A 17,840-nucleotide genomic window follows, 5' to 3' on the forward strand; every position below is an offset into this window, starting at 1 on the left:
ACCCAGACCCTGTTGGCCGGGTCGCCGGGGTGCTCGGTGTCCGGCAGACTGACCCTGTGACTGGACCCCGTTCCGCCGTCGTGTTCAACCCCGTCAAGGTGGCTGATCTCGATCACTTGAAACGCGTCGTCGGCGGCAGCCTGGCGAAAGCCGGCTGGCCCGTGCCGAGGTGGTACGAGACCACGGCCGAGGACCCGGGTCGAGGCCAGGCCAAGCAGGCCATGGCGGACGGCGCGGAGCTGGTCTTCGCGTGCGGCGGCGACGGCACGGTGACCGCGGTGGTCACGGCCCTGGCCGGTACGAAAGTGGCCCTCGCCGTGCTCCCGGCCGGCACCGGCAACCTGCTCGCCGCCAACCTGGGGCTCGGCAGCGACCCGGCCACCGGCCTCCAGGTGGTCCTTGAGGGCGGCCGCCGCCGGATCGACGTCGGCATGCTCGACGACAGGTGTTTCGTGGTGATGGCCGGGATGGGGTTCGACGCGCAGATGCTGGAGGGCACGTCGGAGACCGCGAAAAAGCACATCGGCTGGCTCGCGTACCTCGGCGGCGGCGCGAAACACCTGATGGACCGCCCGATGCGCGCCCGGATCCGGCTGGACGGCGGCGCGCCGATGCCACGCCGGCCGCGTGCCGTGATCGTCGGCAACGTGGGCCGGCTCCAGGGCGGCGTCCGGCTGCTGAGCAAGGCCGAGCCCGACGACGGCAGGCTGAACGTGGCGATTCTGAGTCCGGCTAACCTTGCGCACTGGGCGGCGCTGACCTGGGCCGTGCTGCGCAGGCAGGACCGGGTGCCGCTGATGGAGACATACACCGCATCGCGTGTTGAGATCTACAGCAACCGGGCACAGGCACGTCAGCTCGATGGAGACCTGATCGCACCGGGGAAGGTCATGAAGATTCACGTACGCCCGAAAGCGCTGCTGCTCTGTGTGCCGCAGCCCGATGCGGACCCTGACCTGGCGTACGACGCGGACGCCGTCGCCGACCGAGCGGAAAATCTGTGAGCAGTACGGAACCCGTACCCGAGACGCGCTCGATGTCCGGGGACGAGCTCTCCGCCGACGACGCGTTCCTGGCGTTACGTCACTACGGCCGCTGGCCGCTGCTGCGTGACGCGTTCATCCGGTTCCGCTACGGCGACGGCTTCAGCCACTCCCGGGCGTTCGCGCTGCAGCTCTGCCTCGCGACCGTGCCGTTCCTCATCGCGCTCTCCGGCCTCGCGACCGACCTGGGTGTCGAGTCCGGCGGGCAGGTGGTGGCGGACACCGTCATCGCACTCACCCCGGGCGCGAGTCAGGAGGTCGTCCGCGAGCTGCTGGACGGCGGCGAGCGTACCGAAGACGCCGGTGAGCTGGCGCTCACCCTCGGTATGATCACCGGCCTGGTCGCGCTCACCACGGCCATGGCGCAGGTGGAGCGGGGTGCGAACCGGATCTACGGTGTGGAGCGGGACCGCCCGGCGCTGCAGAAGTACGCCCGGGCCGCGGTCCTCGCGGTCACGGCCGGCCTGCCCGCACTCTTCGGATTCCTGCTGCTGGTGGCGGGCCGGGAGGCCGGCAATTCGGCGCAACGGGAGTTCCACCTGGCCGGCGGGATCCGGGTGGCGTGGGACTTCGTCCGCTGGCCGGTCAGCCTCGTCCTGATCGTCTTCGCGGTCGGCGCGCTGTTCCGATATTCACCACGCCGCAAACAGCCGGCGCTGTCCTGGCTGCTCTTCGGCGCCGTGGTGGCGACAGTGCTGTGGTGGGTCGCCAGCTCGCTGCTGGCCGGTTACGTGCGGATCAGTGACAGCTTCGGCGCCACCTACGGCCCGCTCACCGCGATCATGGCGTTGCTGCTCTGGGCGAACCTGACCGGGATCGCGTTCTTCCTCGGCCTGGCCTTCGCGGCCCAGCTGGAAGCGAGCCGGGTGGGCGCCCGCCCCGCGCAAGAAGATCAATGGGAGCCGTCGTCGACGGGCGAGATACCCGTTCAGCGCGTACCCGGTGTGCCCGCCGAACCGCCTGGGTAAGAACGGCGCGTGGCCGATAATCAAGCTGACAATCAAGTGGTGGAACGCACCGGCTGGGCGCCGGTGAGGCACTTCGCCGAGCGCAGTGTCCTGGGACTGTTGGCGATCATCGCGGTCGGTCTCGGGTTCGGCGCCCTGCTCCTGCTGGTCAGGTTCCACTGGGGACCGCTGCAGAACCTGGACCGGTCGGTGGCGGACGGCCTGAACCGCTGGGCTTCCGGCTCCGAGACCGTGGTCGCGGTGCTTCAGCAGATCGCCTCGTTCGGTGGGCGCGGATTCATGATCCCGCTGGTCGCGCTGCTGGTCCTGATCCTGCTGATCCGGCGCCGGCCGCGCCCGGCGATCTATCTGATCGTCACCGGCCTCGGCGCGGCGATCCTCGACCCGTCGCTCAAGGCGCTGATCGGCCGGGTACGCCCGGTCGTCGAGGCCCCGGTCGCCCAGGCCCCGGGCAACAGCTTCCCGAGCGGCCACGCCCTCGGCTCGATGATCGTCTACGGGATGATCGTGCTGGTCTTCCTCCCGGCGGTCCGGCCGAAGTGGCGCCCGTTCTTCATCGGCGCGGCCGCGGTGATCGTCGCGGCGATCGGCTTCACCCGGATCGCCCTCGGCGTGCACTTCGTCTCCGACGTGCTGGCCGGGTGGCTGCTCGGCGTGGCCTGGATCGGGGTCACGGCGTACGCGTTCCGGATGTGGCGGCGTGAAGCCGGCCGCGATCTTGGAGAAATCACCGAGGGCCTCGAACCGGAATCCGGCCCCGACCTGCGCCTCGCCCCCGCCGAAGGACCGGTCCTGCCGCACCCGTGGGCCAAGGCCGCCGAGATCCTGGTCGGCTGGGTCTTCGTCTTCGGCCTGCTCTACCTGGTCGGATACTCGGTCACCCGGTGGACGCCCGGCTTCGACGCCGGATTCGTGCGGTGGTTGCAGACATTCCGTACCCCGCAGCTCGACGAACTGAGCTGGGCGGCGAGCAAGGCCGGCGACACGCACGCCATCCTGCTCATCTCGCTGATCTTCTGCCCGCTCGCGCTGGCGCTCTGGCGGCAGTGGCGTCCGGTCCTGTTCCTGGTGCTCACCATGGTCGGCGAGCTCACCCTCTTCCTCTGCGCGGCGGCCGCGGTCGACCGTCCCCGCCCGCCGGTCGAGCAGCTCGACGGACAGATGCCGACCTCGTCGTTCCCGTCCGGCCACATCGCCGCGACCATGTGCCTCTGGGCCGCCATCGCGATCATCACGATGGCCCGGATCCGGCAGCCGTGGCGCTGGATCTTCCCGGCCCTCGCGGTGATCATGCCGCTCATCGTGGCGCTCTCCCGGATGTACCGCGGCATGCACCACCCCACCGACATGCTCGGCGCCGCGCTGCTCACCACCGCCTGGCTGACCGTCCTCTGGTTCACGATCCGCCCCAACGCGCATCCGTCGTCGGCCACCGAGGCAGCCGAGGAAGCCACCGAGGCGACCGAATCCGATCACCTGGAACGTGTCAGCTGATGCGCTTCATGACCTGGAACATCCGTACCGGCGGAGGAGATCGCCTTCCGGCGATCATCGATGTGATCAAGGCCGAGCGCCCCGACATCCTGGCGGTCCAAGAGCTTCGAGACTTCCATCGGTACGCGGGAAAGCGCCTCCGTCACTTCGCCGGATCCGTGGGCATGACGCCGCATCTCGCCCGGTCGGTGCTGGGCCAGCCGGTCGCGGTGCTGGTCCGCCCACCGTTGGTCATCATCGGCCGATCGACCGTGCGGTGGCGTCTGCACCACGCGGCCGCCTCGGTCGTGTTGTCCACTCCGGCCGGCCCGTTGACCGTGGTCAGCACCCATCTCAATCCGTTTTCGCCGTACCGGAGAATGCGCGAAGCGCGCTGGCTGGCCGCCCGTTACGCGCCCTCGCGCGGCATGGTCCTGATCGCCGGCGACCTGAACGGCCTGGCCCCGGGCGAAGACCACACCGAAGGTCTGGCCGGCCTGGCCCCGCTCTACCACCGCCGCCACGTCAATGCCGCCGGCGAGGCCGACACCCGCGCGGTCGGCGCGTTCCTCTCCGCCGGATTCGCCGATCTTGGCCTCGGCGCCGGCCCCACCGTGCCGACCCCCGGCCTCGGCGGCAAGGAATTCGGCCCGATGCGCCTCGATCATGTGCTGGCGAGCCCGCCCCTGGCGGCCGTCGCGCGCGACCTCCGCGTCATCCGAGGCGGTGCCGCGGATTCCGCTTCCGATCATTTCCCGGTACGCGTGAACCTGGACCTGGTTCCGAGGTGAGCATCGAATTCCCGTCGCCGTCCGTACCCGCTGACGGCCGCGCCGAAGTCTTCGTCCGCTACTTGGACTACTACCGCGAGACGCTGCTCTCCAAGGTCGCCGAGCTATCGTCGCTGGAGCTCCGCACGAGCCGGCTGCCGTCCGGCTGGACCCCGCTGGAGCTGCTGAAACACCTCCGCCACGTGGAACGCCGCTGGATCGTGTGGGGTTTCGAAGGCGTCCTTGTGCCGGACCCGTGGGCTGACCGGCGCGACGACCGCTGGCACGTCTCACCGGCCGAGACGCTGGAGAGTTTGACGGCCGAGCTGCGCGAGCAGGGGTCGCATACGAGCTCAGTGGCGCTGAGCCACGATCTGAGCGAGGTGGGCAGGCCGGGCCCGCGCTGGGACGGAGCCGCCCCGGCAACCCTGGAGAGGGTGCTGTTCCACCTGCTCCAGGAATACGCCCGCCACACAGGCCACATCGACGTCGTCACCGAGCTGGCAGGCAGCCCAGTAGGCGAGTGACCACTCACCCAGGCGCCTTTTTAGTAACCGAAGTCCTGGGTGTAGTACGGGGTGCCGTTCGCGGAGTAGACAGCGCCGACGCCGACGGTCTTCGACTTGCAGTTGAGGATGTTGGTGCGGTGGCCCGGTGACTTCATCCAGCCGTTGACGACCTCAGCGGCGTTGCGGTAACCCCAGGCGATGTTCTCGGCCGAGGGGTTGGTGAAGCCGGCGGCCTTGGTACGCGCCACGAAGTTGGAGTTGCTCCGGCCGGTGTGCGAGAACTTCCCGGTCTGCGCCATGAACGCGCTGTGCCCGCGGGCGGCGACGGTGAGCTTGGCATCGACCTTGAGCGCGGCGCAGCCGTGGGTGGTGCGCTGGACGTTGATGAGCTGGTTGATCTGGGTCTGCAGGGTGGTCTCGCTGGTCTTCGCCGGTGCTGCCTGGGCGGGGCTGGCGGTCATCGTGGCGAGGCCGAGGGCGGCCGGGGCGATGAGGGCAGCGGCCAGGGCGAAGCGGCGAAGAGCGTTGCGCAAGAGGTCCCTTTCGGCAGGTGTTCGTTGCTTGCGCTGTTCTTTTCGGCCCTGCCGGGGCGGCCTGGATTAGCGACCCGGAGCGCATCGGTCACCGTCCGGTTGCGGGTTCCCCGCCCGCCCGCGGTTGAGATCGGGCTGCCCAATCTTCGATCGAGGTCTGTGTAGCGACGGCCCAGCGGCCCACTTGCTCAGCGGCTCGGCTCGCTCGGCGGCTCGCTCGCTCAGCCGCCGGCCCGTTTTCCGCCCGGTGGAGCCGAAGTCGACACGCAGCAAGCGCCCTCCACCGGTGCGTGTCGAGTTTGGGCGCGTATCGAACCTGAAGTCGACACGGGCGGGCGCCTTGCGGTGTACGTGTCGAGTTTGGGTGCGTATCGAACCCTTAATCGACACAGACGTCCTGACCAGCGCGATGTTGGGCCGTGGTTCCCGTCGGGCTGTGGTCCGGGGACCAAGATCGCAGCGGAAGGCCGCAGCGGGACGGGCTGCGGGGTCGGCGGAGCGGAGTCAGGGCCGCTCGGACGACGCTCTCGCTGTGGAGACGTCGATCAACCAGCCGGGTCAGCCCTGCCGTGCAGCCACTTTCGTCCGGCTGAACGTCACGGTCGCCGCCTGTGACAGCTGGCAGCCGTGGTGTGCAGCCGGGTCTGGGCTGAACGTAATGGTCGCCGCCCACGACAGCTGGCAGCCGTGACGTTCAGCCGCCGGGAGCGTGGACGCTGCCAGCCGGCCAGCCGGCCAGCCAGCCAGTCAGTCAGTCGGTCAGTCGGTCAGCCGGGAGCCGGGAGCGGGAAGCGGGAACCCCTAGAAGAACAAGTTCACCGCCACCGTGCAGGTCAGCGTGAGTACCACCGCCACGACGATCAACAGGCTGGCGTGGCGGGCTCGCATACCGCCCTACATACCCCCGAACCCACCACTCACCTCACTCTGAGGCAGCCGTCACGCAAACGTCGGCCATCACCCGGTCCCGGCCGCTGCGTTTGGCCGCGTACAGATTGCGGTCCGCCTGGGCGAGCAGCACGGTGAACGTCCCCCGTCCCTCAGGCGCGGTGGTCACCCCGACGCTGGTGGTCACCGGGAGAGCGCCGGTAAACGGCTCCCACCCGTGCGCCCGGATCCGCAGCCGGAGCCGTTCGCACCGCTGCACCGCCTCTGGAGCGTCCACACCCGGATAAACCAGCAGGAACTCCTCGCCACCCATCCGGGCCGCGATGGCCGGGCCGTCGGCGGCTTCCATCAGCAGTTCGGCGATGTGCTGCAGCACCGTGTCGCCGGTGCTGTGCGAGAACGTGTCGTTGACCCGCTTGAAGTGGTCGAGGTCGACGATGGCCAGCGAGATCGGCCTGCTCCGGGCAGCGGCGTCGGCGAGCAGAGCGGGCACCCGCTCGTTGACGTACCGCCGGTTGTAGAGGCCGGTCAGCGCGTCCCGGTGGGACAGTTCGCGGAAGTGTTCGGTGGCCCGGCGTGCCTCGTTCGCCTCGAAGACGGCCTGCATCGCGCGGGCGCGGGCGTCACGCTGCGCCGAGTGCAGCGCGGTCGCCTCGTTGTGAAAGGCGCGATGCTCTTCGTACGCCTGAGCGAACAGCCCGTTCGCGGCGTACAGCGCGGCCTGCTCCTCGCGGACCCGGGCGTTGACGGCGGCGAGTTCCCGGTCGGCGCAGAGCGTGCGGGCGGCGTCGAGGGCTTCCTGGGCCTTGTCGAAGCGCCCGTTCTGGCGGCGGGCCAGGGCGAGCGTGAGCAGGCACTCTGCGATGGCATCGCTCTCGTTGGCGAGCACCTGGTCGGCCAGCACCGGGCCGAGAAGTTCCTCGACGGCCTCGTACCCATTGCCCATCAATGCGACGCGGGCCATCGTGTCGACCTCGTTGGCGCCGAACCGGTGTTCGTTGCGCGCACCGATCTCGCGCATCTGCTGGACGAGGGCCCGCGCGGCCGGCTCGTCATCGAGCTCGAACGCGCTGTACGCCATGTTGTTGAGCACGAGCAGCGTGAGCTCGATGTCGCCGGCGGTCGCGGCGAGGGCGAGGGCTTCGCGGGCGCGGCGTTCGCCGTCCTCATACGACCCGCCCTCCTCCAGCGCGACGGAGAGGGACAGCAGGTGCCGCGCGCGTACGTCACCCGGCACGTCCTCGGCGAGCAGCGAGACACCCTGCACGGCGTGGGTGAGGCCTTCGGAGAAGTCACCGACGGCCCGATAGAAGATGGAGAGCTCCCGGTGCGCCCGGGCCTGCACGTACGGAGATTCGTGCTCCTCGGCCCAGGAGCACACCTGGTGGGCGAGCTGACCGCCCTCACCGGTGCGGCCCAATCGGAGCAGCACGGCGGCGCGGAGCAGCACGGCACGCTGCGCCAGCTCGTCGGCGCCCAGCTCACGGGCTTGCCGTTCCAGCTCGGCGGCGGGCTCGCGCACAGTGCGGAACTGCGACATGGGGCGACCTTCGAGCTCCTCCGCCACTCTTTCGAGCGCGCCGAGGTCGGGAACACAGGTCGTCACTGCCCCTACTTTCCGGTGGTCGCGGTGACGACGACTGAAGCCGCCGTGACGACCAACACTGCGAGGCCACGGTGGCAAAACGGGTCGCTCAGGGTTGCGGATCGGTAGCGACCCAAAACCCAGCTCACCGGCGTGTGCAAACCGGCGCGGAATCAGCGATCCGATCCGCGCTGTACTCGACCGCCACCCGGAAGCAGTAGTTGGCGCTCTCGCTCAGGCTGTACACCACGTAGTCCGACGCTCCGGCCCGCAACTCCTGGAACTTCCGGGGCTCCGCGCCGTCCTTCCCGGCCGCGAGATGCACCGCCCCGTCCGCGCCCTTCGGATAAACCCACTGCAGCGACACACTGTCCCCGTTGTCGCGCAATCGCACGTTCTGCGGCGCGCCCGCGTCGCCGACGACGGGCGCGGACTCCAGCAGCACGGAAGGTGTGGGGACAACAGGCGCGGCTTGCCGCTCGGTCGCTCCGTCCGCGTCCGGGAGCGTGATGATCACGACGGCGGCCGCGGCAGCGACGCCGCCTGCCAGCACGGCCGCAAGAATCAGTGGGTGCGCTGAGCGCGCACGCTGCGGCTTCTTCCCGGGTACGCGTAAAGCCTCACCCACCGGAGGAGCAGTACCGACCGGAGCAGGTTTCCCCTCCGAGTAGTCCGGCGCACGATGGCCGGGCAGAGGCGGCGGCGTGTCGGCCCGCGCGTGCCGGCCGGTCAGATCACCGGGCAGCCGATGCACGTCGCTGAGATAGAGCGGCTGCTGGTAGACGTTGCCGTTGGGATCGGTGGGCCGGTCGTCCGGCGCCGGCATGTCCGAGAAGAGATCGTCCTCCTCGATCGGATAAACGGTGCCGTTCGGATCGGTGGGCCGATCGTCAGCCGGCGGCATCCCGGGCGCATCGGCGGGGTACGGCGACGGGCTGGCCGGCCCCGGATCAGGCACCGTCGGCCGGCGCGGGAACGGCCGGAAGGACCTGTCCCCGGTCGTCTCCACCCGGCCGCAGGTGTGCCGCCCGGACGGTTTGGCCTGGGCGAGTTTCGCGGCCTGCCGGGCCAGCGGGTGGTCGGACGGCAGATATCGGGCGCTCAGCTCCTGCGCCTGCGTGAGGTGCTCGGCCGCTTCGGCGTCGCGCCCGCACTCGCGTTCCATCGCGCCGAGCCGGGCCAGCATCTTGATGCCGGCCGGCGCCGCGTCACCGTACGCGTCCCGGTGCAGCCGCCAGGCCCGCGCGAGCCGGGCCCGGGCCGGGCCGCAGTGACCGGCCGCGTGTTCGGCGATCGCCAGGTCGGCTTCGGCCGCGAGCACCCGGGGTGCGTCCGGCCCGTCGATCCGGGCGAGTTCGCCGACCAGGTCGTTGTAGACCATCGCGGCCCGGCCGTGCTGGCCGATGAGCTGGAGCACTGCCGCGTGGGTGGCGGCCGCGGCGATGGTGCGTTCGTCGCGGGGGCCGTGCAGCCGCTCTTCGGCGGCGTGCGCGAACCCGGCCCAGAGCCGGGCGGCCTGCGGGTCGCCGAGGGCGATCAGCACCCGGGCGTGCAGGGCGGCGGCGACGGCCAGGTCGGCGGTGGCGCGGCGGGGGTCGGCGTTGGCGTCGCGCAGCACGTGGTCGAGAACTTCCCGGGCGCCCGCGAGGTCGCCGGCCGACGACAGCGTCTGCGCCTGGGCGGTCAGTTCAGCGAGCGGAGGGGCCATGTATCTCATAGTGCTCGGTTGAATACCGTAGGTACAAGTTTCGGGTAGCGAAGTGGACAGGGTAGAACTTCGGTATGTCCCCGACTGCGACCGTGAAACGCGAGCTCCTGGTTCGCCACCTGCAAGCATGGGCGGCCGGCGCGCTGCATCGAGCGCGGCGGGCGACCTATGTGCACGGCTATGCCGACGACGACGGGGGCGCGGCTGCCGAGGCGGCGGTCCGGGTTCTGGCCGATTTGCCGGATCTTGCCCGGGGGCGCGAACTGTCCATGGTGGCGGTCGGTGCGGACGTCACCGCGCTGGGGGAGAGGCTGGTCGCGGCGCAACGGGACGCCGGCGCGGGGGCCGGGCTGGCGGTGCTGCCGGTCGGTGGCGGAACGGATGCTCGGCTGCCGGTGGCACTCCGGGCTGCCGGTGCTTCGCGCGTACCGTTGCTGGCTTTTTTGGATGCGACGAGCGCGAGTGAGGCGCCTGCGGTGACCACCGTCGGGGCCGTGGCCGCGGGAAAGCCGGCCGAGGTCCTGCTGATGCTCGCGCCCGGCGTCTCGGTGGAGCCCTATCGGGCGATCGGGTTTCCGCTGGTCACGGCGGCGGAGCTGGCGACCGGTGAGGAGCCCGGCGAGGTGGTGGCGTTCGCCACCACCTCGGCGAAGAGCATGGAGAGCTTCAAGGAAGCGCTCTGGGCGGTGGACGAGTTCGCGGGGGTACGGCTACGCGACCCCGGTGACCCGGAACGGCACCTGATCGACATCTCGCTCAACCCGCACCCGGGCCCGCTGCGCCGCGAGATCCTGGCGCATCTGGGCGAGGTGGGCTCGGCGACGGTGACCGAGTTGCGCACGTTCGCGCTGACCGAGACCGTTTACCGGGCGGCGGATGCCTCCCGGGTGCTGCACACGCTGGTCGACGCCGGGACGGTCACCAGGCGGCCGGAACACGGCCGCCTGGGCGGTGACGTCACCATTGCCTTATCGGCGTGACTTGTCCTGCTTCCAGGACATCGGGCCGGGCAGGTCGACGCGGTGGGCGCGGGTCTTGGAGTTCCAGGACCAGCGGCCGATCTTGAAGCTCCACGACGAGTAGCCGTTCTCGGTGAAGTTCAGGATCAGCGGGCCGAACTTCTTGCGGCTGCGGAACACGAGTCCCATCGGAACGCTCCCATCTCGTAACGGATGAGCGGACGATTCCCGATCTCTCGGATCCACAAACGTCTTGGAGATCAGCGGGGTTGCCAGGCGTCCGGACGCGTCGTCAGTTTGCGGACGTGCGCCGGCATCCGGCCGCTGATCAGCTCGGCGAGGCTCACCTCGTCGACGACCTCACGGACGGCCGCGCGCACCGCGACCCAGAGGTTGGGCAGGTTCTCGGCGGCGCCGGTGTACTGCGTCTCCTCTGGACGGAGACCGCGCACTCCGGCCAGCGGGCCGTCGACGGCCCGCAGGATCTGGCCGATCGTCACATCCCGTGGTGGGTGGGACAGCGTGTAGCCACCCTCGGCGCCACGCTGTGCCCGCACCACGCCGGCACGGCGAAGGTCGGCGAGCACTGCCTCGAGGAATTTCCGAGGCATCTCTTGGTCTTGGGCAATGGCCTGGGCGGACATCAAGGCGGGATAGGCCTGCGCCAAACTGAGGGCGGCCCGGACCGCGTAGTCACCGCGCGCGGAGATCTGCACCTGACTATCATGCCCCTACCGCGCATCCCCGACGCACATACCCCACGGGTTTATGGGAATTACCGTCAGTCAGAAGGACGTCGCTGACCGGGTATACCCCCCTGGGGCTCGTCGGTGTAACGTCCGCGAAATTGCCCGGGACTGAATCCGGTCTCCCGATGGAAGAAGCGACCGAAGTTCGTCGGCTCCCCGAACCCCAGGCTGCGGCCCACCTCGGCGACCGAGAGCGGCGTCGCGGCGAGCAGCCGCCGCGCTTGCAGCGCGACGCGGTCGTCGACCACCTGCTTGGCGGTGCGCCCGCTGAGCGCGAGACTCGCGCGAGTGAGGGTACGCACGGAGCACCCCAGCTCAGCCGCGTAGTCCTCGACCCGGCGGGTGTGCGGGTAACCCTGCTCCAGGCGGCTGCGGAACCGCTCGAAGGTGCGGCTCTCCACGTGACCCGGCGGGATCTCGCCCGGATCGAGCAGGCTGAGACGCAGCAGGAGTGCGGCGAGCAGATGCTTCGCGAGGGCGTCGCTGGTCTCGGCGCGGTCCGGTGGGCCGGTGGCGTCGTGGGTGAGGCTGTCGAACTCGGCCCGGTTCTCCAGGGCGATCGGCTTGCGCGCCGGTCCTCCCGGATCGTCGGGTGCGAGACCGGGCAGCTCGTCCGGGCCGAACAGGCCGGGCCGGAAGACGACAGTGGTGGTCTCGTGTTTGCCGGGTTCCAACCGGAGGGTCTGCCCGGGACGGATCCAGAGCAGGCTGCCCGCGCCGCAGCGGTGGACGGTGAAGTCCACTTCAGCGGTCACGGGTCCGGTATTGGTCAGCAGGAGGGCATGGTGGGCGAGGAGTCCGGTGGCGGCGCCGGCGGCCACTGGAAGGGCGCAGCTGCCGATCCCCGCCCGGTCAGGCGGGGTGTACGCGGGCGCCGTATCGGCAGTAATGAGTGCGTGCATCGTGCCTGACGGTAACCGTCGATGACCGTCTACGCATCCACTAGTGCCCGACTAAGGCTTTTGTCCGTTTTCCTGCTCGGTATTCGCTATACGTCCGATTCCGATTTGTTTTCGGAGATCGATTACTTTTCCGGATAAAGGGCGACCCGCTCGGATCGGCAGTGTCCGTGCGAGTCGCCCTTTGATCGCGTACGTTGACGCCTTCTTATCTGCCTGCCAGCAGCCGGTTGACGGCCGCGTCGACGTCCAGGTGGTCGGACTCCCGCCCCCGCGGGACGACCACATAGGTACGCCGCAGGAACCGGACCAGGACGCTGCGAGGTACTTCGAACAGTGCGTTGCCGTCAGGTGACGACAGCGCGAGGGCGACGAAATCGCCCCGCGGCGTGGCCCACGGCCACACCCGTACGTCGCCGATCCCAGCCGGCTCATCAAGCCCGGTCACGAGTAGTTCCCGCGCGAAGGACCAGCTCACGGCTTCCCCACCGGCTGATTCTGCGTGGAACAACACGTGGACCGCATATGGGTCAGCTGGGTCGTACCGCAAACTGGCGCGTACGGGCAGTGCCGTCGCGTCAGGCGCTACGAGCCGCAGCGAGGTTTCGACCTCGACGGTCGTTGGACGAATGGTACTCATGGACGAACTCCCCCCGGCACCGCTGCGAGGCTGGTGAACCCCGCGTTTCCCATACTCAGGTGATCCCTGTCATTACGCTCCGCCATACGCTGATCTCACCCAGTAGTGGGAAGACGGTTCCGAAAACGCCTCCGCGCAGGACGTAAAGCGATATCTTGTCCTGTTCTGCCCAGGTACTCAGTTCCGCCCGGCGTCGGGTGGTCCAGCAGTTGACTTACTCCGGTAACGTCCATTTCCCCCGGGTAGTGACGGGGCTCCCGGACACTGAGGGATGAAATGGGTCCAAAAACGGACGACGGGGTTTCAGACGTGCGTGTGCTCGACCGTATCCGTTCCAACTCAACCGGGCGGCTGGCTCTCAAGATCGGTGTCGGGATTGTCGGTTCCCTGGTGGTGGCCATCGGCATCGTGCTGATCCCATTCCCGGGTCCCGGCTGGGCCATCGTGATCCTCGGCCTGGCCATCCTCGCCATCGAATTCCACTGGGCCCGAGGCGTCCTCGCCTTCACCAAACGACATGTCCAGAGCTGGACCCACTGGATCGGCCGCCAGTCCCTGCCGATCCGCGCCCTCATCGGCCTGGTCGGCATGATCTTCATCAGCGCGGTCGTGTGGGCAAGCGTCCGGGTCAGCTTCGGCATCGATCTGGTGCAGGTCGCCCTGGATTGGCTGGCGGCGCGCTGACCCCTGGTTAGCGCGCCCCGGCCTCTGTCTAGTAGAGTTCCTACTCGTTGAGGGCGATTAGCTCAGCGGGAGAGCGCTCCGTTCACACCGGAGAGGTCACTGGTTCGATCCCAGTATCGCCCACCATGCCAGTTCCGGGGCCGAGCCCCGGAAGCCCCACGTTGCGATGGCCGCCCTTTCGAGGGCGGCTTTTTGCTGTCGCTGGGTTGCGGTTGTCATGCGTGGCCCAGGTGAGTGGGATCGGTTCAGGGCCGTGCCGGGAGACCCGCTGCCGGGATCCTTCTTCCCGCGTGGGGCACCGTGAAGGTGCCAAGCCTGCTTCGCGGCCAGCGCGGTCAGCCTCAGGACTCCTCTTTGCTGCCGAGCTGGCGCTGCGCCTGCCCGGCGATCTCGCCGGAGACCTTGCCCATCATCGATTTGGCCCGGCCGAAGGCCTTCACGCCGAAACGACTGGCGGCGCCGACGCCTTCCGCACCGGTCTCCAGGACCTTGTCGCCCACCGTGGTCCCGGTGTCGATGACCTTGTCGCGTACCTCGGCACCGGTGTCGAGGACCTTGTCGCGCACTTCCACGGCCGCCTCCAGCCATCGCCGGGCATTCCATGACTGACGATCGCGCTCGATGCCGAGCCGTCCGTTGAACTCGACGACGGTGGTCGCGACGTGGTTGGTCGAATGCACCACGGCGCGCGACGAGGTCGGGTTCAGCAGCACCTTCGCATTGGCGGTGCCGGCGGCCGCGTCCATCCGGGCCAGCAGGCGTTCGGTGCTGCGCGAGATGAGCTCAAGGCGGTTGCGCCGGGCGATCCGGATGGCGACGCGATGCTCCTCCAGCTCTTCCGGTGACGCGTCCAGCACCCGGTCGAGTTCGAGGACGGCGACCGCGTCCTGGAGCTGGAAGCAGCGGGCCAGGACGGCGAGCCATTCCTGGACCTTGACCTCGGCTTCCTTGGCCGTCCGGGACAGGTCGCCGACGTTTGTCGTCTCCAGTTTTTCGGCGATGGCGTCGAGCTGCCGCACCGCGTACGCCTGGGCCCGGGCCAGCGGCATCGGAGTGGCCTGCACCTTCGACCAGGTGATCTCGGAGACCCGGCCGACCTTCTCCCGGATGGTCAGGGCCTCGCTGATGACGAGTTCCACCCCGATCATGTCGGCGACCACGGCATCGGTCTGCGCGCGGAGTACGGCGTCGACCTTCGCGTCGATCACGGCGAGATAGTCGGTGATCTCATCCATGGTCTGCTTCATCGCGAGTTGCGCCATCAGCCCGGCGGCGCCGGTCAGGAGCGCCGGGTTGGCCAGCATCGCGGCGTTCGGAGCCGTCACGATTTCGAGCAGGCCGCTGATCTTGCCGTGGTCGGTCAGCACCGCACGGCTGACCTGGCTCGTCGAGCCGGTCATCAGGTCGTACTTCTGCATCGCCTTGGCGGACTCCGCGGACAGCTGGACCCAGCGACCGGACTGCTCGGCGATCTCGGAGCCGGCCTTGGCGATCTTCGATCCGGTTCCGAGGGCGGAGACGAGCCGCTTCAGTCCGAGGTCCTTCGACGGCAGTCGCTCAGTGGTGAGGAAGCGATCGACAGCCGCTGGATGCCCGATGACCGCCAGGCCATCGCCGTCACTGATCAGCTGAATCTCGTTCGCCACCGTCTGCTCCTTGAGGGTTTGGGCACGGATCGGGCTCACGCTACCGACGGCGCCATCAGCCTCACCATGGTCCACTCGTCTCGATGATCATCAAGATCGGAGGATGTCAGTGGCACGGGTCGCGTACGCCGTGCCGCCGTTCGGGGTGTGGTTACGTGAGTGAGCCGGCGGCCGCGGCGGCTCGGTCGGCGGGCCAGGCGAAGGCGCGGCGCAGGTCGATCGGGCGGGCCACGAGCATCGTGCCGGCGAAGCGGGCTGCCGCGGCGGCGTCGCGGTCCGCACGAGGGCCCAGCGATGCCAGCGGGAAGACCCGGGTGGAGAGCTCCAGGACGCAGCTGTCCCAGCCCGGCCCGGACTCGACGCCGAAGTTGGTGATCAGCAGGCAGCGGCCCAGCTCGGCGATCGCCTTGTCGACGGTCTTCGGCGCGAAACCGAGGACGGATCGCAGCACCCGGGTCGAGGTCGGGCCCTCGTCGAGCAGGTGGCTCGCCAGCTTGCGAGAGGCCGGCGAGAGGTCCGGCACCGCCGCGAAGTCGTCGTCGTCGCCCGGCCAGTCGTACAGATCGGCGAGAAGCGCGGGGGAGAGCAGCGTCTGCTTGCCGGAGAGGTACCGGCCGAGCCACGCCTCGCCACGGACCGGCAGCTCGTCCTTCCAGGTCCACATCGCTTCGATGTCGGCGCCCCAGCCGGAAGGCTCCCGTTCCACCGAGTCGTCCCGGGACACCTCGCGCAACGAGGGGTAACGGGCCTGCGCGCCGCCGAACAGCAGGCACAGGTGCAGGTCCTCGACATAGGCGCGGGCCTCGTCGAGGGTCCGGATCGGGGGCCGGTTCAACCACCACCGTTCGAGCCGGGCCTCGGTCAGGTCAGTCGTATCGGTCATGTCCACTCGCCTCGCCGGTCGTACACACAGGCTCCTTCGCGGATCGTCAGGTCGACCACAGCCTCGCCCAGCGACTCGTCGCCGAGGGCGACGACATCCCGGTCGAGCACCACCAGATCCGCGGGCGAGCCCGGCGTGAGCGCGGCGGTCCCGTGCGTCACCTGGGCCGAGCCGCTGGTGTACGCGTGCAGAATCTCCGTCCCGCTGATCCGTTCACCCGGGTTGAACGGCACACCGGTGAAGCCGGGTCCCAGCCACGGCGCGCTCGCCAGCGCGGGCAGACGGGTCGCCGCCACGTACGCGCCCCAGAGCGGGTTCGGGCTGCTGACCGGCCAGTCACTGCCGGCGGCGAGGGCGGCTCCGGCGCGGAGCAGGCTGCCGAACGGGTACTGCCTGCCGGTCCGCTCCGGCCCGATCATCTTGTCGTACCGCTCGCGCATCCCGGGGATCTCGGCCGCCCACAGCGGTTGCACGATAGCGGTGACCCCGAGCTCGGCGAACCGGGGCAGGTCCGCGTCGGCGACCAGCTGAACGTGGGCGATCTGATGCCGTCCGTGCCGGGCCTCCGGGTCCCGGCGGGCCACCGCGACCGCGTCCAGGCACTCGCGGACCGCCCGGTCGCCGACCGCATGGAAATGCACCGCGAAACCGGCCCGGTCGAGCGCGACCACCGCCTCGGTGAGCTCACCGGCGCTGAGCCGGCCGGGCCGGGTGACGGCCCGGTCGAGGTACGGCGACAGCAGCGCCGCCCAGCCGTTCTCGCAGATACCGTCCTGCATGATCTTCACGTGGCCGGCGCTCAGGCCGGCCGAGTCCGCGGCCGCTCGCCGTTCCCGCAGCTCGGGCACCTGCTCCGGGCCGCGTGCCGGGTCCCACCACAGCGCCAGCGTCACCCGGCCGGTCAGCTCGCCGCGGCGGGCGAGCTCCAGATATTGCGGCAACGGGTCGGGCAGGCCGAGGTACGCCCCGACGAGCGCGTCCTGCCAGGCGGTGATGCCGTTGCGGTGCAATGTCCGCTGTGCGGTGAGGAGCGCCTGGCGCACGGTGGCGTCGTCCAGCGGTGGCAGATGCCGGGCCACCAGGTCGGCGGCGGCCTCGTGGAGAGTGCCGGCCGGCGCGCCACCTGTTGTGCGGGCGATCCGGCCGCCGGCCGGGTCGGGCGTACCGGCGGTGATGCCGGCGGCGGACAGAGCGGCGGAGTTGACCCAGGCGTCGTGCAGGTCGGAGCCGAGCAGGTAGACCGGCCGGTCGGGAACGATCCGATCCAGCTCGGCGGCCGTCGGCTCATCGCCGGGGAAGAACGCCGAGTACCACCCGCCGCCGACGATCCAGGGCAGCTCGGGGTGGCGCGCCGCGTAGTCGCGGATCAGATCGGCGTAACCGGCGGTGTCGGCGGCCGGCCGCAGATCGCACCACATCTCCAGCAGCCCGGCGGCGAGCGGATGCACGTGCGCGTCTTGGAAACCGGGCATGACCATGCGGTCGCCGGTGTGGATTATTCGTGTTTCCGGGCCGGCCTGGCTGAGTATTCCGGCGCTGTCCCCGACGCTCTGTATTCGGTTTCCGGATATCGCGATAGCGTCGGATACGCCGTTTCCGAATACGCGTCCGCCGGTCAAGATCAAGTCTACATTCACAGATTTCCTATGGAGTAAGTGCGAATTGTGGCGCGATCTGTTTCGGGCACGTTTCGCGCCGGGTAAGGACCGATTCGGGCTGGTTCGCCTGGCGGAAAACGTCCGGTCGAACAGCACGCTAGCGTGCTCACGCAATGCCTGCGACCCCGTGCGTCTCACATCCACAGGGATGTCCAGTTTGGACCCACTATGGTGGTGAGTGATCGTTAAGTGTCGTCAATCAGATGGTCGATCACCGATGTCTTGCATCCTTCTGGGGATCGCGG

17 protein-coding genes and 1 tRNA gene are annotated in these 17,840 nt (G+C 69.4%); 8 read left to right on the forward strand and 10 right to left on the reverse strand.

From position 1 onward, the window contains the following. Positions 1–56: 56 nt before the first annotated feature. The 5 genes from B0I29_RS13875 to B0I29_RS13895 are packed head-to-tail and all read left to right on the forward strand — an operon-like array spanning position 57 to position 4,781. A complete protein-coding gene (locus B0I29_RS13875; protein WP_111649628.1) occupies positions 57–1,004 on the forward strand; it encodes a diacylglycerol/lipid kinase family protein in 948 nt (315 codons plus the stop codon). Then, a complete protein-coding gene (locus B0I29_RS13880; RefSeq protein ID WP_111649357.1) occupies positions 1,001–2,011 on the forward strand; it encodes a YihY/virulence factor BrkB family protein in 1,011 nt (336 codons plus the stop codon). The genes B0I29_RS13875 and B0I29_RS13880 overlap by 4 nt, the downstream gene beginning before the upstream one ends. A 39-nt stretch (positions 2,012–2,050) precedes the next feature. Continuing rightward, entirely contained in the window at positions 2,051–3,505 is a 1,455-nt protein-coding gene (locus B0I29_RS13885; RefSeq protein ID WP_245972511.1) for a phosphatase PAP2 family protein, read from the forward strand. After that, a complete protein-coding gene (locus B0I29_RS13890) occupies positions 3,505–4,275 on the forward strand; it encodes an endonuclease/exonuclease/phosphatase family protein (RefSeq protein WP_181557800.1) in 771 nt (256 codons plus the stop codon). The genes B0I29_RS13885 and B0I29_RS13890 overlap by 1 nt, the downstream gene beginning before the upstream one ends. After that, positions 4,272–4,781, forward strand: coding sequence for a mycothiol transferase (locus B0I29_RS13895; RefSeq protein ID WP_111649359.1), 510 nt, complete (start codon positions 4,272–4,274; stop codon positions 4,779–4,781). Before B0I29_RS13890 ends, B0I29_RS13895 begins: the two co-directional genes overlap by 4 nt. A gap of 20 nt (positions 4,782–4,801) precedes the next feature. On the opposite strand, the gene B0I29_RS13900 is transcribed toward B0I29_RS13895, so the two are convergent. From B0I29_RS13900 to B0I29_RS13910, 3 genes are all read right to left on the reverse strand, one after another. Further along, the gene (locus B0I29_RS13900) at positions 4,802–5,224 is read right to left on the reverse strand and encodes a CAP domain-containing protein (RefSeq protein ID WP_111649630.1); all 423 of its coding nucleotides are present in this window, start codon (positions 5,222–5,224) and stop codon (positions 4,802–4,804) included. A gap of 994 nt (positions 5,225–6,218) precedes the next feature. Beyond that, complete coding sequence (locus B0I29_RS13905) at positions 6,219–7,790, reverse strand: GGDEF domain-containing protein (RefSeq protein WP_245972513.1); 1,572 nt, start codon at positions 7,788–7,790, stop codon at positions 6,219–6,221. Positions 7,791–7,914: 124 nt separating this feature from the next. Continuing rightward, the gene (locus B0I29_RS13910) at positions 7,915–9,477 is read right to left on the reverse strand and encodes a fibronectin type III domain-containing protein (RefSeq protein ID WP_245972514.1); all 1,563 of its coding nucleotides are present in this window, start codon (positions 9,475–9,477) and stop codon (positions 7,915–7,917) included. 74 nt (positions 9,478–9,551) lie between these two features. Between B0I29_RS13910 and B0I29_RS13915 the strand changes: the two genes are divergently transcribed. After that, on the forward strand, positions 9,552–10,457 hold the full coding sequence (locus tag B0I29_RS13915; protein WP_111649362.1) for a hypothetical protein: 906 nt from the start codon (positions 9,552–9,554) through the stop codon (positions 10,455–10,457). Here B0I29_RS13915 and B0I29_RS13920 read toward each other — a convergent pair. The 4 genes from B0I29_RS13920 to B0I29_RS13935 all read right to left on the reverse strand — a co-directional run bounded on the left by B0I29_RS13920 (position 10,446) and on the right by B0I29_RS13935 (position 12,724). Next, a complete protein-coding gene (locus B0I29_RS13920) occupies positions 10,446–10,625 on the reverse strand; it encodes a DUF4236 domain-containing protein (RefSeq protein ID WP_111649363.1) in 180 nt (59 codons plus the stop codon). The genes B0I29_RS13915 and B0I29_RS13920 overlap by 12 nt on opposite strands. Positions 10,626–10,696: 71 nt before the next feature. Beyond that, positions 10,697–11,152, reverse strand: a complete 456-nt coding sequence (locus B0I29_RS13925; protein ID WP_092554613.1) for an RrF2 family transcriptional regulator — start codon at positions 11,150–11,152, stop codon at positions 10,697–10,699. A gap of 65 nt (positions 11,153–11,217) precedes the next feature. Then, positions 11,218–12,087 carry a helix-turn-helix transcriptional regulator gene (locus B0I29_RS13930; RefSeq protein WP_111649364.1) on the reverse strand — a complete coding sequence of 290 codons (870 nt, stop codon included), beginning with the start codon at positions 12,085–12,087 and terminating at the stop codon, positions 11,218–11,220. 205 nt (positions 12,088–12,292) lie between these two features. After that, entirely contained in the window at positions 12,293–12,724 is a 432-nt protein-coding gene (locus B0I29_RS13935; protein WP_014446635.1) for an SsgA family sporulation/cell division regulator, read from the reverse strand. A gap of 309 nt (positions 12,725–13,033) precedes the next feature. Between B0I29_RS13935 and B0I29_RS13940 the strand changes: the two genes are divergently transcribed. Continuing rightward, entirely contained in the window at positions 13,034–13,408 is a 375-nt protein-coding gene (locus tag B0I29_RS13940) for a TIGR02611 family protein (RefSeq protein WP_375790594.1), read from the forward strand. 51 nt (positions 13,409–13,459) lie between these two features. Beyond that, positions 13,460–13,534: transfer RNA gene (locus B0I29_RS13945), tRNA-Val, on the forward strand. A 215-nt stretch (positions 13,535–13,749) separates the two neighbouring features. Here the strand turns inward: B0I29_RS13945 and B0I29_RS13950 are convergent. From B0I29_RS13950 to B0I29_RS13960, 3 genes are all read right to left on the reverse strand, one after another. After that, positions 13,750–15,054, reverse strand: a complete 1,305-nt coding sequence (locus B0I29_RS13950; protein ID WP_111649631.1) for a hypothetical protein — start codon at positions 15,052–15,054, stop codon at positions 13,750–13,752. A gap of 151 nt (positions 15,055–15,205) precedes the next feature. Continuing rightward, positions 15,206–15,937: an AlkZ-related protein gene (locus B0I29_RS13955; RefSeq protein WP_111649366.1), complete on the reverse strand. Its 732-nt coding sequence runs from the start codon at positions 15,935–15,937 to the stop codon at positions 15,206–15,208. Next, positions 15,934–17,415 carry an amidohydrolase gene (locus B0I29_RS13960; RefSeq protein ID WP_260329410.1) on the reverse strand — a complete coding sequence of 494 codons (1,482 nt, stop codon included), beginning with the start codon at positions 17,413–17,415 and terminating at the stop codon, positions 15,934–15,936. The genes B0I29_RS13955 and B0I29_RS13960 overlap by 4 nt, the downstream gene beginning before the upstream one ends. Between the last annotated feature and the right edge of the window lie 425 nt (positions 17,416–17,840).

The sequence above is a fragment of the Actinoplanes lutulentus genome (assembly GCF_003259845.1).
GTDB lineage: Bacteria > Actinomycetota > Actinomycetes > Mycobacteriales > Micromonosporaceae > Actinoplanes > Actinoplanes lutulentus.